Annotated in this window: 13 protein-coding genes; 7 read left to right on the forward strand and 6 right to left on the reverse strand. The window is 43.9% G+C overall.

Annotated features, from left to right (window positions below; genetic code table 11):
* Nucleotides 1–252: 252 nt before the first annotated feature.
* Nucleotides 253–1,698 (reverse strand): ATPase RavA stimulator ViaA, encoded by a 1,446-nt coding sequence (gene viaA / locus AB6F11_RS12455; protein WP_017064542.1) that lies wholly within the window; start codon nucleotides 1,696–1,698, stop codon nucleotides 253–255.
* Between the two features lie 11 nt (nucleotides 1,699–1,709).
* Nucleotides 1,710–3,365, reverse strand: a complete 1,656-nt coding sequence (locus tag AB6F11_RS12460) for an ATPase RavA domain-containing protein (RefSeq protein WP_017062563.1) — start codon at nucleotides 3,363–3,365, stop codon at nucleotides 1,710–1,712.
* Nucleotides 3,366–3,653: 288 nt separating this feature from the next.
* On the opposite strand from AB6F11_RS12460, the gene AB6F11_RS12465 reads away from it, so the two are divergent.
* From AB6F11_RS12465 to AB6F11_RS12485, 5 genes are all read left to right on the forward strand, one after another.
* A complete protein-coding gene (locus tag AB6F11_RS12465; RefSeq protein WP_104216313.1) occupies nucleotides 3,654–4,169 on the forward strand; it encodes an NUDIX hydrolase in 516 nt (171 codons plus the stop codon).
* A 39-nt stretch (nucleotides 4,170–4,208) separates the two neighbouring features.
* The gene (gene ltaE, locus AB6F11_RS12470; RefSeq protein ID WP_104216312.1) at nucleotides 4,209–5,213 is read left to right on the forward strand and encodes a low-specificity L-threonine aldolase; all 1,005 of its coding nucleotides are present in this window, start codon (nucleotides 4,209–4,211) and stop codon (nucleotides 5,211–5,213) included.
* A gap of 88 nt (nucleotides 5,214–5,301) precedes the next feature.
* Nucleotides 5,302–5,616: a cytochrome c gene (locus tag AB6F11_RS12475; protein ID WP_017069125.1), complete on the forward strand. Its 315-nt coding sequence runs from the start codon at nucleotides 5,302–5,304 to the stop codon at nucleotides 5,614–5,616.
* Nucleotides 5,617–5,783: 167 nt separating this feature from the next.
* Entirely contained in the window at nucleotides 5,784–6,719 is a 936-nt protein-coding gene (ylqF, locus tag AB6F11_RS12480) for a ribosome biogenesis GTPase YlqF (RefSeq protein ID WP_029405588.1), read from the forward strand.
* 282 nt (nucleotides 6,720–7,001) lie between these two features.
* A complete protein-coding gene (locus tag AB6F11_RS12485; protein WP_170964249.1) occupies nucleotides 7,002–8,027 on the forward strand; it encodes a GGDEF domain-containing protein in 1,026 nt (341 codons plus the stop codon).
* A 169-nt stretch (nucleotides 8,028–8,196) separates the two neighbouring features.
* Here AB6F11_RS12485 and AB6F11_RS12490 read toward each other — a convergent pair whose 3' ends face one another.
* Nucleotides 8,197–8,742, reverse strand: coding sequence for an N-acetyltransferase (locus AB6F11_RS12490; RefSeq protein ID WP_017062600.1), 546 nt, complete (start codon nucleotides 8,740–8,742; stop codon nucleotides 8,197–8,199).
* Nucleotides 8,743–8,908: 166 nt separating this feature from the next.
* Between AB6F11_RS12490 and AB6F11_RS12495 the strand changes: the two genes are divergently transcribed.
* Together AB6F11_RS12495 and AB6F11_RS12500 are read left to right on the forward strand one after the other, a co-directional pair.
* Nucleotides 8,909–10,051 carry a fatty acid desaturase gene (locus tag AB6F11_RS12495; protein WP_017062601.1) on the forward strand — a complete coding sequence of 381 codons (1,143 nt, stop codon included), beginning with the start codon at nucleotides 8,909–8,911 and terminating at the stop codon, nucleotides 10,049–10,051.
* A gap of 238 nt (nucleotides 10,052–10,289) precedes the next feature.
* Nucleotides 10,290–10,580, forward strand: a complete 291-nt coding sequence (locus AB6F11_RS12500) for a putative quinol monooxygenase (protein WP_017062602.1) — start codon at nucleotides 10,290–10,292, stop codon at nucleotides 10,578–10,580.
* 231 nt (nucleotides 10,581–10,811) lie between these two features.
* On the opposite strand, the gene manA is transcribed toward AB6F11_RS12500, so the two are convergent.
* The 3 genes from manA to mngB are packed head-to-tail and all read right to left on the reverse strand — an operon-like array spanning nucleotide 10,812 to nucleotide 15,853.
* Nucleotides 10,812–11,999: a mannose-6-phosphate isomerase, class I gene (gene manA / locus AB6F11_RS12505; RefSeq protein WP_017070588.1), complete on the reverse strand. Its 1,188-nt coding sequence runs from the start codon at nucleotides 11,997–11,999 to the stop codon at nucleotides 10,812–10,814.
* A gap of 2 nt (nucleotides 12,000–12,001) precedes the next feature.
* Nucleotides 12,002–13,168, reverse strand: coding sequence for a glycerate kinase (locus AB6F11_RS12510; protein WP_102320779.1), 1,167 nt, complete (start codon nucleotides 13,166–13,168; stop codon nucleotides 12,002–12,004).
* 45 nt (nucleotides 13,169–13,213) lie between these two features.
* On the reverse strand, nucleotides 13,214–15,853 hold the full coding sequence (gene mngB / locus AB6F11_RS12515) for a mannosylglycerate hydrolase (RefSeq protein WP_104216310.1): 2,640 nt from the start codon (nucleotides 15,851–15,853) through the stop codon (nucleotides 13,214–13,216).
* Nucleotides 15,854–15,897: the final 44 nt, after the last annotated feature.

The raw sequence follows: 15,897 nt of genomic DNA on the forward strand, positions 1-15,897 counted from the left end.
ACCGAGGTCCACGGATTTGCAATCCGCTGCATAGCCACTCTGCCAAGGCGCCTTTTTTAATTCAACACTTTAGGGACTTAAGTAAGCCGCACCGCTGTGTTCGGGTGCCTACTTTACGGATTGAGGGGAGATAGTCAAACAAAAAAGTGAATTTAAATTCCGTTTGCTGACATTTAAATCAAATTGCTGCATGTTCGATCTCTTTAATCAAAAAACACACAGCAAAATCGAGTTAAACAAGATGTTCTAGCGCTACCACTTCTTCATAAAACGACCGACAAGACTCGGATGATACGCCCAGCAGTGGTCAAACATAGTCATAAGTTGAGGGTTGCCATACTTAGAAAGACTAACCGCATGGAAACGGTTTTTGTGTTCTTTCAACTTTTCAACCTGAGCAATCATTTCGTCTGATTGTTTCGGCGCAATAAAGTCAGAAAGTACGATTAAATCGGCATTCTTGTATTTATCACCAGTCATTAGGTCAATCGACTTCATGAGAACAGGTTCCAAATCCGTACCGCCGTGGAATGAGTAACTTAAGAAGTCGCTCGCTTCACGTAGGCCATCTTGCCTTGTTAACTCATAGGTAATCTGCTCAGAAGAAAAAAGAATCACATAACAGTCTCTCTCTTCTGCAAGAGCAATTTGCATTAAGGCATAAGCCATTGCTTTAGCAGACTGCTCAGGGAAACCACTCATAGAACCCGAAGCGTCCACACAGACGATAAACGGGCCCTTTTCAATATCGATGTTCTTGCTATCTGGTTTTTGCGCCTTCACTTTGCGTAACGTGCGTGATTTACCTTGCGAGCGATAGCTCAGTAAACGCTTGTCGGCCAAGTGCTTGTAAAAGATAACCTCAAGTTCAGGATAAGCTAAGAACATGGTTTCGTTTGGCAGCATCTTGTTAAGGTCATCACTTTCATGAATCCCGACAATATCATCGACCGCTTCATCGCTTTTCTCTTCAACCACCTGCAATTCTTCTACAGGGGCTTTGTGTAGCGAAGGATCATCTTCCTCACCAGCCATACGGCCTAGCTTTTCAGCGATCTCTTGCAAGCCCTTGTGCTTATTCAAGAACTCAGCATGACGTTTCATGATGGTAAGGTCTGTTTTGCTTAATTTGGCAGAAGCCATGTCCCACAAGCGCCCTACACTGCCTTCATCACCCGACTCAGTCACTTTATCCATGTTTTTCATGGTTTCCATGCGCTGATAAAGATCGGCTAAGACTTTTTCTTTGCTTGTTTCAAGTTCAGTTACTTGAGCTTGTTTAATCGCATCAGAAAGTGATTGGTACCATTGGTCGCAAAAGTAGTGTGGAAACATCGCGTTATAAACACCCTTGTTGTTCTCCATAAGGCGTCGAGCTTGTAGATAAAACGCTGAGTGCCACTCCAGCTTTTTGATAACGCTGTCAATCTCATCAAAGAACTGAGGTTCATCCCAGTAAATCACTTCTTGGTAAAGGGCGATTTCCTCTTGGAATCGATCAGTTTCACACACCTTAGTAACGCGTTTTTTAACTTTACCGCGCCATTTAACTAAGTGGTTTTTCACTGAGGTTTTCACACCTTTGTTCTCTGCAGCCATCATGACTTGAGAACGAGCGATGAGATCATTCATCGCGGTATCAATGATTCCTGAATCAGCCACCATCAAAGCGAGGTTTAAGCCGTCTGCTCCTAACATATGCTCTCCTCTTACTCGAAGTACTGGCTCATAAACTTAATACGCTGAGCAATCTTGGCACTCTTCACTTTCGTGGTTTCAAGATCTTGCGTTACCGATTGCAAACTTGCTTCCATCGCTTTTGGTAAATCAGGGTCAATATAGTTATGAGGTAATGCATCATGGAATTCAGTACGAACGCGTTTTAACTTGAATTCAGCTTCAGTTAACTGTTCTAAGGCTTTCTCAGCGCCACTCAACCACTTGTTGTACAGTTCTTGGTCTAAACCGTCAGTAGTAACCACACTCACCAATACAGAGCGATTGGCGATGTCTTTAATCACTAATTGGTTTGATGCATCCAAGTCGAGTTTTAAACGGCATAGGTTTTTATTTTCGTTTACGTAACCGTAAATATCACCGTGACCTTCTTTAAGAACACGATCAAAATCGTCTTTGGCTACGTATACCCAACGGCTATCGCCTTTCTCAGATTCAGAAACCGACATGTTGCTTTGCAGCATAACCAGTTTCACTAGATTGTAAGCACTGCCCACGCTGTACATTTTCGCGTTCTTGATGTCATTCTGGTAAACATCTTTACGCAACAAGCCACTGGTTGACTCCATAGAAAGTGACACCGACAACGTTGATTCAACATCGTCTTGAATCTCTTCTAACTCTTCACGAGATATTTCAATTTGAGCTTTCGACTCTTGTTGATCAAACGCTCGGTTCAATGCAAAGTCTTTCACCACGCTACGAACCACATCACGTGATTCTGGGCTATGCCACAAACAATCTTGCAGAAGCATAATATCCAGAGGGTTCACGCTATCGCGACCACTAAAGAACGCACTCGCTTTCAATAGTTTAACGGCCTTCTTCCAGCGTCTATCTGATACATACAATTCTGACTCTGAAGCAGAGCCTTGCTTCTTAACCGTCTCTTCAAGCATGGTTTTTAGTTCAAACAACTTATCAAACGAATTGTCTGTCAGTTCCAGCTTATCGAGCTCTTTCTGCCATTGATGGTATTCAATGTCCGTAATCGCCAAACCTTTTGGAATTACCGCTTCTTGAGAAGTACCCGTCGTCAGCATCGATTTGAAGTTTTGTTTGTTTTGAATACGGTTCACGAACACGCGTACCAACATACGGTCATAAAGTGCTTCCAAGCCGCTGTCTTCATCTGGAAGTTCGTTGGATGCCGATACTAGTAGACGCATCGGTACACGTTCAATATCACTGCCGTTTTTGAAAGTCTTTTCGTTAACGACAGTAAGTAGCGTGTTTAGGATTGCAGGGCCGGCTTTCCAGATCTCATCGAGGAAGACGACTTGTGCAGTTGGTAGGTAGCCTTCGGTTAGTCTTACGTAACGACCGTTGTCTTTTAATTCTTGGATACTTAGTGGGCCGAACACTTCCTCGGGAGTAGAGAAACGAGTCATCAAATATTCGAAATAGCTGCTGTTATCAAAAGCCTGAATGAGACGTTTCGCGATAAGGCTTTTTGCGATGCCCGGAGGGCCTAATAGAAACACGCTTTCACCAGCCAAAGCAGCCAGTAAACAAAGCTTAATGGTGTCTTCTCTTTCGTAGACACCATCAGACAGAGCATGCGCTAATTTATTGATTCTTTCAGAGAGTAGCGCCTTGTCAGCATGTGAAGAAATAGAAGGGTTCATGCGTTACTCCGAAAATCTTTGAACAGTTGAGAGTGTAGAATTGTTTTTATACATTTGTTAGCGCTTTGTTACAAGTGCATTTTATTATTGAGTTGCATTTATATCAGATGGTTACGTCGGTAATTTTGGCGCAATCATAGATTCCAATTATGAGAGTAACATCACGAACGGCGTGAAACTAAATCTAATACGAAACCTAATTTTTCTTTTATTTTCGACACCATAGACGTTATGGTGGTGCACGTCTTCCGTTATACGAAAAATTGGCAAGGAATGTGGCCAGACTGCATGAGTAAAGTTATCCATAAATGGAAAAGTATTTCTCTCATAGAGGAGAACGTGACGCTCCCTACGAACGTCGTGGTAAAACATACAACAATCAATCACCCTGGCGCGGCAGTTATTCTTCCTATCACTTCGTCTGGAAAAATCATCCTCATTAACCAGTTCCGCCCTTCTCTAAAGAAATGGCTTTTGGAACTACCCGCAGGCACGATGGAAATAGATGAGACACCTCTTCAATGTGCCCAACGCGAACTGGAAGAAGAAACAGGTTACAGTGCAACTTCTTTTCAAAGCTTGGGGCAAGTCACCCCTTTAGCTGGATTCTGTGATGAGATTCAGCATTTGTTCGTCGCCAAAGACTTAAGCCTCACTACCCGCTTTAAATGCGACGAAGATGAAGTCATAGAGGTGATCGAACTAAGCCTAGAAGAACTGCACGACAAAATACGACACGATCAAATCACTGATACCAAAACTATCGCTTGTTTAAGTAAAGCCCAACTATGTGGCCATCTATAGCCAATTATATGGCTACCTAAAGTACTCTAGGAGAGAAACATGGACTTTCGTTCTGATACCGTAACTAAACCTTCGCAAGCTATACGTGACGCAATGGCAAACGCAGAAGTGGGCGATGATGTTTATGGCGATGACCCAACCGTCAACGAACTAGAACAGTGGGCAGCAAATGAGACAGGCTTTGAAGCGGCAATGTTTACCTCTTCAGGTACACAAGCCAACCTTCTTGGCTTAATGGCGCATTGTGAGCGTGGTGATGAATATCTGTGTGGCCAGCAGGCGCACAACTACAAATACGAAGCTGGCGGCGCTGCGGTCCTTGGTTCTATCCAACCTCAACCAATCGAGAATAACCCAGACGGTACTTTAGACTTTAAAAAGCTTGCCGCTGCGATTAAGCCCGACGACAGCCACTTTGCTCGTACTAAGCTTCTTAGTTTAGAAAACACGATCAATGGTAAAGTGCTGCCAATGTCTTACCTAGCGGAAGCTCGTGAGTTCGTAAACCAACATGGTTTACAGATGCACTTAGACGGTGCACGCGTATACAATGCGGCAGTCGCGTTAGACGTTCACATTAAAGAGATCGCGCAACACTTCGATTCGATGACGATTTGTTTATCTAAAGGTTTAGGTGCTCCGATTGGCTCTCTGCTACTTGGTAGTAAAGAGTACATCGCTAAAGCACGTCGACTACGTAAAATGGTGGGTGGCGGTATGCGTCAAGCAGGCATTCTTGCTGCAGCAGGTAAAATGGCACTGACTGAGAACGTTGCTCAACTTAAAGCTGACCACGAGAACGCAAAAAATCTAGCGATTGGTTTAAGCAAACTAGAAGGTTTTTCTGTTAACCCTGATTTCATTCAAACTAACATTGTATTTGCTAAGTTAGATGAGTCTGTGGATATCAACCGAATCGCACGCGAACTGGGCGAACAAGGCATTACGATGTCACCAGGGAACCCTGTTCGATTTGTTACTCATAGAGATATCAGTTCAGAAGACATCGCTACTTTCCTAACTAAGTTGGAAAATGCGCTTTAAGCCATACTAAATGTTCACCCAGAACAAATAAGACTTGAGCTTCCTCTTAGGGGAAGCTTTATAATCATGTTTTTACCGGAGTAAAAACGTGCATTACCCAACCTTCGCTCTAATATTGCTAGCTCTTTCCTCTAACCTTCATGCCTCTGATTTTGGCGACGCTGAACTAGGTAAAGTTAAATCACCAAGCTGCGTTTTTTGTCATAACCCTACCAGTCAATCGACTAATAACTCCTATCCTAAGCTTTCTGGCCAAGACCCAACCTATCTCTTTAATACAATGAAAGCGTATCAAACCGGAGATAGGCAGGGCGATTACGCGGATATGATGCGAGCGCAACTAAGTAAGCTTAACGATCAAGATTTGAAAGACATAGCGGCTTTTTACGCTTTACAAGATTAGCGGCTCCCACCTTCAATAGGTCAATCATCAGCTAAATAAACATCACCAAGTCGCCTATACTTCAAGCAAACTCACTGAGCTCATTGAAGGTCGGGATAGATATACCTTTACACGTATCATCCAACCCTTACAATGTGCAGCAAATATATTTATCAAGGTTTATCTCTATGTCTATTCAATGGTTTCCGGGTCACATGCATAAAGCCCGCAAAGAAATCGAAGAAGTTATCCCACAAGTTGATGTGATCATCGAAGTACTGGACGCTCGTATCCCGTTCAGTAGTGAAAACCCAATGATCTCTTCACTGCGCGGCGATAAGCCTTGTGTAAAAGTGCTGAACAAGCGTGACCTTGCAGATCCTGAACTGACTCAACGTTGGATTGAGCACTTCGAGAAGGAGCAAGGCGTTAAAGCGATTGCGATTACGACTAGCGTAAAAGAAGAAGTTAACCACGTTATGGAGCTGGTACGTAAACTGGCACCGCACCGTGAACAGATGGGCAAAAACATTCGTACAATGATCATGGGCATCCCGAACGTGGGTAAATCGACCATCATCAACTGCTTGGCTGGACGTACGATTGCGGTTACTGGTAACCAACCTGCGGTAACTCGTCGCCAACAACGTATCAATCTGCAAAATGGCGTGATCCTTTCAGATACTCCAGGAATCCTTTGGCCTAAAGTAGAAAACCCACACAGTGGCTTCCGCTTGGCTGCAACAGGTGCTGTAAAAGATACAGCAATGGAATACGATGAAGTGGCATTTTACACAGTAGAGTACCTAGCAAAACAGTACCCTAACCTTTTGCAAGAGCGCTACCAAATTGAAGAGCTGCCTGAGTCTGACATCGAACTGATGGAAGCGATTGGCCGTAAGCGTGGTGCACTTCGTGCCGGTGGTCATATCGACATTCACAAATGTTCAGAAATCCTGCTTCACGAATTGCGTAATGGCACTTTAGGTAAGGTAACGCTTGAGTTGCCAGAAATGATCACACAAGAGCTGATCGAAGTTGAAGAAGCGGCTGCGCTGAAAGCGGAACAACAGATTAAGAAAAAAGAAGAGCGTCGTAAGCGTTACCTGAAGAACAAGCGTTAATCGCGATTAGTTTTTATAATCTGCTTTAATTTCTGTTTACCACTGTTACACCAGCCTCTAGATATTCACGCTCTATCGATAATAGAGCGTGAATATTGCCCGCTACCGTTTGTTGATCTAGCTAACATACTGACAAATCTATAGAAATGGTCGTTTACAATCCCAAAGACTGTGACATACTAAGCAAATTATTGTGTATCAATCTCGGCTAATTTCTCAATGCGCTCTTATTCTGGGTTCAAGAATCAAAGATTTAAAACCTATTTCGATAATGAAATTTATTTGCCGTACATAAATTTCATCTACATCCCTATCTCAATATTCTGTGCTTTTATCGTCACCGACTACATCCACTTTGGTAGCGAGTGCATTACGCCTATCATTTTCCGAGTCATACTTTTTTTATTGATGATGGCCGCCGCCAGATACTGTATTACAAACAAACCCAACGTTTTGGAACTCGTAGAAAGTGCCTTCCTTGTAATTAGCTCACTTTTCTTGGTCTATGTCGGTCGACTAGCCATCGAGCTGAACAACTTCGATTACCAAGGTGGCATCATTTTAGTGATGATCTACATTGGTACGTTTTCAAGATTGTCAGCCAGATACAGTATATCTACGCTGTCGTTTATCTTTTTGGCTTATCTCATCGGCCTTGCGCCACTGCTTTATGAAGCGGAGCCAGAGCATGAAATAGAAATAATTTCCGTTTATATCTCGGCTTACATCCTAATCTCAGCGGCCTGTATTAGACGTGACCTGGAAGTACACAAACGTTTCGCTCAATCCGAGCAACTCCGCAAACAAGCGATTCAGCTTCGCAAACAGTCCAATATGTTCGAGGCCCTTTCCTATCAAGACGCACTAACAGGTTGCTACAACCGCCTTTATCTTCATCAGGTGATAGAACCGAGCATAGACCGTCAGCGATCCATTACATCGATCATGATAGATATTGATCATTTCAAATCGATTAACGACACCTACGGCCATCAAATGGGTGACATGGTGATTAAAGAACTGGCCGATGAGATTCAAAAACGACTACCGACTAGCAGTAACTGCTTTCGATACGGCGGTGAAGAGTTTTTGGTGCTGGTCCAAGGAGAAACCGAGGCTTCAATTGAATCGCTAGTTAATGCCCTTTTAGAATCCCCTACTCGCCTTAGATTAGAAGTAACAATTTCAATCGGTGTGAAACATGCCCCTCAAGCCCTTGGTTCTGTCGAGCAGCTTATCGACGACGCTGACCAAGCACTCTACATTTCGAAAAAAGGCGGTAGGAATAAGATCACATGGTGTGATTAATCGCCCAATATTTCACGCATCTTTGCGAATCATTAAAACGACCACTAATTCAATCAAAAAAGCCCCGAGCAACTTAATACTCGGGGCTTTTGTCTTTGTTCTTATGCTTTAAAATAGCTTCGTTAAGAACCTGCTACTCAGCAAAAAAACAGTATTCAACAAGAATCGACTAAGAATACACAACGCTCGCTGTTTTCTGTTCAAGTTCAACGGGAGAGCTCCAAGAAATCACTTTTTCATTCACTTGGCTGCCACATGGTGCGTTCCAAACTTGCTCTAGTTCTTCTTTGCCACCAATCGCCTGATAAAAAGCAATCGCTTGGTGGTTCTCAGACATCACCTCTAGGTAAAGCCCTGAGTCCGAATAGTATTGCTGCAACCACTTCGACAATTCAGACAACAGACGCTTGCCTACACCTCGTCCACGATAATTATTATCTACATGTAACGCATCGATGAACGTACCACGCTCAAAGTTGTGATTACCGAACGCGCAGACAAAACCAACCAGTAAACCGCCTTCCTCAAGCAATAAAACATGTTGGTTGAAAGGAGGATTAATCAAACGAGTCTGCCAAATAACAGATCTGTCCTCCAAAACATCATGTTCTAGGTAATCATCAGCAAGAATGCCACGGTAATATAGCTTCCAGCTATCCGCGTGTAATTGGGCAATCCGCTCATAATCTTTATATTCAGCTACCTTAATTTCCATTTATTAGCCCTTAGTACTTCCATTTATGACTTGCTACTACATTTCACACTACCTTTATACAATATTTAAGCAAAACATACTAATACACGTTTACACTTTCAATATTGACTTACACGTGTACGCTGATATTCTAGCGCACAGATGTAAGCCCAATGGAAATTTGCTAATGAATAGTGCCGACAAACAATCTACAAAAAAGCCGCCATTAATCTGGCTCAATATTTTTGTGTTCTCTTTTAGTATGCTGCTTGCTGTTGTAGCGGCTCCCGTTTATGGCTACTTTTTTGGCTATGGCATGGAGCACTGGATATGGCTAGCAATCTGCTTTACGTTCTGTAACCTTTCAATCACGACAGGTTATCACCGCTTATGGTCACATAAAGCGTTTGAAGCGCATTCAAGCCTAAGATTCCTGTTTGCATTAGGTGGTGCATTTGCCCTGCAGAACAGCGCGCTACACTGGTCTTCTGATCACCGTGTTCACCACAAGCATGTCGATAACAACGACAAAGACCCATACTCTGCAAAACGTGGATTTTGGTACTCACACATTGGCTGGATGATTCGTAATTACAGCACCTCAATGTACGAAAACTACGAAAACTGCCGTGACCTTAAAAAAGATAAGATTGTTATGTGGCAGCACAAGCACTATGTTCTGTTAGCATTACTAATGAATTTCGGTGTTCCTATCGCTTTAGGCGTGATTTACGGTGACGTGATTGGCATGTTGTTAATCGTAGGTGCAGTTCGTTTGGTACTTAACCACCACACAACATTCTTTATTAACTCTCTTGCTCACATCTGGGGTAGCCAACCTTTTACTGACAAAAACACAGCGCGTGATAACGGTGTGTTAGCAGTACTCACTTTCGGCGAAGGCTACCACAACTTCCACCACATCTTTGAGAACGACTACCGTAACGGCATCTACTGGTGGCAATACGATCCAACAAAATGGTTGATTAAGAGTGCTTCGTTGATGGGACTGGCAAGTAAGCTTAAGAAAACCCCTCAAGCTCGTATTGAGAAAGCTGAAGCGTCAATGTTACTTAAACGCACCCAGCAAAAAATCATGCATCGTGCCGACAAGCAACAAATCGCAGAGAAGCTTCAACAAGAGTTTGATGCTCTAGTATCAAACATGAACGAATATTACGAAGTTAAAAAACAGCTACTTGAAAGCAAGCGCGAAGACGTTGTGAAGAAGTACGAACACTCTGTTCTTAAGGTTCGTTATCAGCAAATCAAAATGAATTTCGAACAACAGAAGAAAAATTGGGCAATGACGGTTGAGCAATACGCTTAAGCTAAAACAGTACGCTTAACACCCCAGTAACAACACAGTTTGATTCTTATTCAAAAGCCCTCAATTGCTATGAGGGCTTTTTTTAATAAGCATAACCTACTCGGCTCTGGCCCTATGCTCTCGAGTTTGAATTGTGGATGGTAAGAACCATAGTTATTGGATTTCAGAACTCTTTCTTCATTCTGAATTTATACTTATATTACTTAAACTTACCGAGTTTAAAGCGAAGGAATTGAAAATGAGCAAACTGACTATTATTGCAACGATCGTCTCTAAAGAAGACAAAACTGAGCTTGTAAAAGCTGAGATGATTAAATTGATCGATAAAACCCGTGTTGAAGACGGCTGTATTAACTACGATCTGCACCAAGATAACAGTAACCCTGCTCACTTCGTTTTTCATGAGAACTGGGAGTCTGAAGTTCATCTAGAGAAACACTTAGCGAGCCAACACATCGCTGACTACATGGCTGCGACTGAAGGTTGTATTGAAACCTTTGTGCTTAATAAAATGACGCACATTGCCTAACCAGTCACTCAGTACTAATTCAATAAAAAGCCCTGCTCTGATCGCAGGGTTTGTCTTTTCTACAAGCTTATATCTGCTCATTCTAATAATGAAAAAACCCGCCAGAGTAGCGGGTATGGTCAATAATCATGACTGTCAAAGACAGATAGGTAACAACCATCAATCCAATATTGAGTACCACTTTACAGTGGCACTCTGACATTTCTTTTGCTGATCGCTAGCACGGGGGCACTAGTTAAAAGCACGAGCCAAAATGCCATTCCCTTGATATTGGTAAACACTTGAATTACTACTTACAAAGACCGATTCTCCGGGCTTAAGAGAAACTGACCGCCCTTCTGAAGTGACGGTCGCCTCTCCTTCCACACAGAACAAGATCTCCGCGCTACGTAGATACTGTGACTTGCTCTCATCAGTCGCAGACAAGATATCAAAGCCAAAGTCATCCACTGGAATCGGATAACTCATCTTGCCCTCTTTCAATACAGGCTTAAGGCGGATATCTTCTGGCTTAATCGGCTCAAAGATTGTGTTGTCGATAAGCTCAGGGACATCGATATATTTGGGAGTGAGACCGGCACGCAGCACATTGTCTGAGTTTGCCATAATCTCTAAACCCGTACCTTGAACATAAGCATGTGGGGTTTCTGCGAACAGGAACATCGCTTCACCGGGCGCCAGCTCAACCGTGTTAAGCATTAATGGCGCAAATAAGCCAATATCACCTGGATAATGCTGTTTGAATTCGATGCTGTATTGAAGAGCTTCACGCCCCATGACCGTTTTGGCTGGTCGCGCATGTGCAGCATAAAGCTCATTAAGCGCAGACGCTTTGCGGTCACCTTCAAGAGACATAATGGCGCTAAAGAACGACTTCAAAGAATCACTGTCGGCATTGGCTTTTAGTACATTAAGCTCAATCGCTAACGAAGGAATATCCGCTTCTTCGAACAAGGCAATAATGTCGTCGATTGGACGAAAGCCATTCATCGCTTTGTAGAAGGTCAACGCATAAACCAACTCAGGTTTATGGTTTGGATCTTTGTAGTTGCGATTAGACGCATTCAAAGGGATACCAAGTGCATTCTCACGCTCAAAACCTAATTCTGATTTTCGCTTGTTCGGGTGAACCTGAATCGATAACGGTGTTTCAGCGGCCAACACCTTAAACAAGAAAGGCAATTCACCGAAACGAGCCGCCGTGTATCCGCCTAAGACATCGATTTTGTTTTCATCAATCATGTGAGAAAGCGATTCACCGGTATCGCCTACCTTTGAACAACCATTTGGATGAGCACCCATCCAAATTTCTGCTTGAGGTTCCTGGTTTGGGTTCACAATACCAAACAATTGGTTAATGGAGTCTTTGCTTCCCCATGCGTAGTTTTGAATAACGTTGTCGAGTTTAAATAGAGACATAATTACTTCTCATTAAAAATCTGGCTACCAAGCTTGAGCGTGGCGGCGATATTACGGGCAGTGCGAGTCAGGTTTTGATTCGCTTCTGATAAAACTTGGTCTAAAGACTGAGGTGAACGTACGGTTCCAAATAAGCTAGACATTGAGCCGTAAAGTTTTTCAACGTCTTGCCCCAAAGAGCCCGCAATTCCAATGGTTGGAATACTCAACTTTTGAGCTCGCTGAGCGATGCCGAAAGGTGTTTTACCTTGCAGGGTTTGGTTGTCCATCTGCCCCTCTCCGGTCACGACCAGTGAAGCACCTTCAAGAACCTTATCTGCATCCAAGGCATCTAATACCATCTCAATACCCGCTTTAATTTGGATATTGAATGCAAGACTTAACCCCAGAGGTGTACCACCAGCAGCACCAAATCCAGCTGTGTCGCGATGATTAGTACCCGTATGTGCTTGAGCGATATCGGCAAAGTGCCCGATCGCAGTATCAAGTTGTTCAACTTGAGCTTTTGATGCGCCTTTTTGCGGACCAAACACAGTACTGGCTCCGCTTTCGCCACATAATGGATTATTCACATCACACGCGACCACGAACGTCACTTCTTTGCATCTAGGGTGCAGTCCTTCAAGATCGATGCTTGCTAACCGGCTTAATTCGGCGCCGCCACCAGATAGCTCGTTGCCTTGCTTGTCTAATAACTTGCCTCCCAACGCTTGTAAGATGCCAGCACCTGCATCATTGGTTGCGCTGCCGCCCAAACCAATAATGATTTGTTCAACACCTTGATCTAGTGCATCTTTGATCAATAGCCCAGTACCAAACGAAGATGCGGTTAACGGTGCTCTTTCTTCTACGGTTAATAGGTCTAAACCCGATGCTTGAGCAAATTCCACCAAGGCAGTTTTTACGTTGGCGCCATCAACAGTCTGTTCCAACGAAGCCCAATAAGCCGTACATTCACGCCCGATTGGATCCGTCGTGTGCAGCCGTTGCTTCTTACCATTGAGCGCCTCTAGCAACACGTCTACCGTGCCTTCTCCGCCATCGGCGAGTGGCATTTTCACAAACTCTGCGTAAGGGAAAACATCGGCAAATCCACGCTCAATGCAAGACGCAACTTGATGAGCGTCGAGTGATTCTTTAAATGAATCAGGGGCAATTACAATTTTCATTGTCGTTCACCATTCCCGCCCACCAAGGTGAGCGGGTTATCGAAATTAGAATTTGATTTGGAATGTTTTTGCTTGGCAAGGTGCTATCTGGCCGAACTCTTCAGATGCTACATCACCTTCGCGTACGCGCTCGTCCATGCTTGTCTCTTTCCAGCTTGAAACCGCTTGAGTAAAAGAGATTGAATCCGATACTGAACCCGATTCTGCCGGGTTGTAGACACGCATGATCAGTGCATCTTCGTCTTCCGCTTTCTTCAGCACACTCAACACCGCGCCTGATTGTTGCTTAGACAGAAGGCTAAAACTCATAGGTAGGTTCTGCTCGCCCACATTCAGCTTCATCGCGTTGTAAGGGATCTTGTTGTAGCATTCGATTTGAGTGACATTGTCACGTGCTTGCGCCATGATGTTCGCGTCAATATGGTTACCAGAGAAACCGCACAACGTGAATTCACACACTAACTTGCCGCGCACTTGTGAATCTGGTGTCGGGATCTTGATTCCTGATGGACGGCCCGGACGAAGCAATAGCTCTTCTTTACCCAACACGCCGATACCACGGAATAATGTCAATGCGAAGGTATCTCGGTTTTCGTCACCTTGAGATGCAATCACTTCAAATTCACGCAGACCATTCGACATGATCGCCATACCCGCTTTGCCGTTTTCTAACGCTGCAAAGTTCATTAACTGATACACAGGAACTGGCGCTTCTTTCCACTTCTCTTCTTCCCAAACGGCCATAGCAGGGTCATTGGTTGGTCGAGTAATACAACCGAACTGGTTATCTGCAACCACAGTTTCAGAAACGAATGGCGTTGGTACTAGCACACGTACACGATGGTCGTCGGCTTGGTTGTCTAGTTCCATGCGTACTTCAATGCGGCGAGAACCTTGCTTCAATACCACTTGGCATTGCGCTTCAACGAACCCATTTTGACCCGTGCGTTCTTCACGCTCTGTTAGGTTTGCAGGCACGTTCATGCGGAAAGCGATGTGCGCTACCGATTGGAAGCCTTGGTGATCAATCGATGTTTCCACCGGGAATTCGTCTGAGTACAGTAACCATTCCTGACGAGATGGAGAGTAATCGTACTCATCGCCGTCATCAGAACCGTCTTCTAAACGAAGGACTTGGTCGAATACTTGCTCTGTCTCTTTATCGAAAATAGTCAGAGTACCGTTGTCGTTTACATTGATTCGGTAGTACTCGTTCTCTAGCAAGTAGTCTTTTTGTTCTGCAACTTTTACTGCACCCTTCTCGTTACCTTGGATGTGTAACGTGGTGAAGCCCATTGCTGGCACAGTGCGTTTGATTTGAATATCAAACTCCATAAACGGGTCGTAGTTACCGTAATGAACGATTTGACGGTCTACTTTGCCTGGGTCAATTTGGCGCTTGTCTTGGATGAAGTACTCAACAGGGTTTTCGTTTTCATCAAAGATAGAGAACTCTTGTGCACGGATAGTGATAGTCGTGTTAACCACTTCTTCACGCTCGTATGGTGAAAGGTTGAACATCGCTAGTTTGTCGCAACCTTCGCGATCTGGCATGTGGTCAACAATCTTACGCTTGTAGAAGTGAATCAGGTTGGTCGCCATGTCGTCCGCAAGGATGTAGCGGTTTAGGATCTCAGCGTGAACCTTGTCTGAACAGCAGCAACCAATAGAGTCATGAGCGTGGTTCTTCATGCTCTCTTTCCACATTTTCTCGATCAAACCATGGTGGTATTCAAAGCCTAATGTCCAAGCGATCGACGCTAGCGGTTCTAAGATATTTACAATCTTGTTTTCGATTTCTGCGTGGATCAGTTTGATGTCCATACGCGTAGAAGAGATCGTACGGTGAACACGCATGTATTTACCGTCGTTGAATTCGCCTTTGATTGTGTCGAGTTGGTCGCGTGCCGCTTCTACTTTTTCGAACACTTCTTCAAAGCGACTCATTGAGAATTCGCGATCTGGGTAGATTTCGCGAAGTTTGTCCATTACTTCAAAGATGTCTTTTTGAATCGGCATTTGGTCATGGCCATTCGGCAGCAAAATGTCTTTCGTTACCGATGGCTTTTCTAGCACTGGGAAGTACTTATCTAAACGAGCACGCAAGCCTTCTTCGTCTTGTGGAAGGTATTTGCCAATTGCGTAACCTAGCGGAAGCACTTGTGCCGTAACTTCACTGCCGTCGTTTGATTGCCATAAGAATTCTGTTTTATTCGTGCCATGACGCTCTGAACAACCACGCCAGAACATTGCACGTGTAATGTCAAAGCCGTTGTAGATCATCGGCAGTTGAGAACTCATGCTGAATGAATCTGGTAGGTAACCGATCTTCATTACATCGCCAAATTTCATACAGTCACGAATGCCATACATCATGTTACGTACAATTGACTCACCAGAAACTTGCATTGTGTCGGTTTGAGAATACCAAGGGCCAATAATTAGCTTGCCCGCTTCAACCAATGCTTTTACGCGTTCTGTGTTCTCTGGTTTGATCGCAAAGTAGTCTTCTAGAACAGCGGTTTGACCATCTAGAACGTAGTATTTGTATTCTGGATCACTCTCCAGACGGTTCATGATTTCTTCCATGTTGTTCACAAGAAGAATGCGAGACTCTTCTGTTGTGAAATACCATTCACGATCCCAGTGCATGTGTGGAGTAATATGTACGCGTGATGTAGTCATAATCATTTACCTAAATGTGTCGCTTCGAGTAAATCTAAAATTCG

This window comes from Vibrio sp. 10N.247.311.14, from assembly GCF_041467715.1.
GTDB lineage: Bacteria > Pseudomonadota > Gammaproteobacteria > Enterobacterales > Vibrionaceae > Vibrio > Vibrio crassostreae_C.

Excerpts from the sequence above, each read along its gene's own strand:
- viaA (WP_017064542.1), bottom strand. The coding sequence starts at position 1,698 with ATGTTAGGAGCAGACGGCTTAAACCTCGCTTTGATGGTGGCTGATTCA.
- AB6F11_RS12510 (WP_102320779.1), bottom strand. The coding sequence starts at position 13,168 with ATGAAAATTGTAATTGCCCCTGATTCATTTAAAGAATCACTCGACGCT.
- AB6F11_RS12500 (WP_017062602.1), top strand. The coding sequence starts at position 10,290 with ATGAGCAAACTGACTATTATTGCAACGATCGTCTCTAAAGAAGACAAA.
- AB6F11_RS12460 (WP_017062563.1), bottom strand. The coding sequence starts at position 3,365 with ATGAACCCTTCTATTTCTTCACATGCTGACAAGGCGCTACTCTCTGAA.
- ltaE (WP_104216312.1), top strand. The coding sequence starts at position 4,209 with ATGGACTTTCGTTCTGATACCGTAACTAAACCTTCGCAAGCTATACGT.
- mngB (WP_104216310.1), bottom strand. The coding sequence starts at position 15,853 with ATGACTACATCACGCGTACATATTACTCCACACATGCACTGGGATCGT.
- manA (WP_017070588.1), bottom strand. The coding sequence starts at position 11,999 with ATGTCTCTATTTAAACTCGACAACGTTATTCAAAACTACGCATGGGGA.
- AB6F11_RS12490 (WP_017062600.1), bottom strand. The coding sequence starts at position 8,742 with ATGGAAATTAAGGTAGCTGAATATAAAGATTATGAGCGGATTGCCCAA.
- AB6F11_RS12495 (WP_017062601.1), top strand. The coding sequence starts at position 8,909 with ATGAATAGTGCCGACAAACAATCTACAAAAAAGCCGCCATTAATCTGG.
- ylqF (WP_029405588.1), top strand. The coding sequence starts at position 5,784 with ATGTCTATTCAATGGTTTCCGGGTCACATGCATAAAGCCCGCAAAGAA.
- AB6F11_RS12465 (WP_104216313.1), top strand. The coding sequence starts at position 3,654 with ATGAGTAAAGTTATCCATAAATGGAAAAGTATTTCTCTCATAGAGGAG.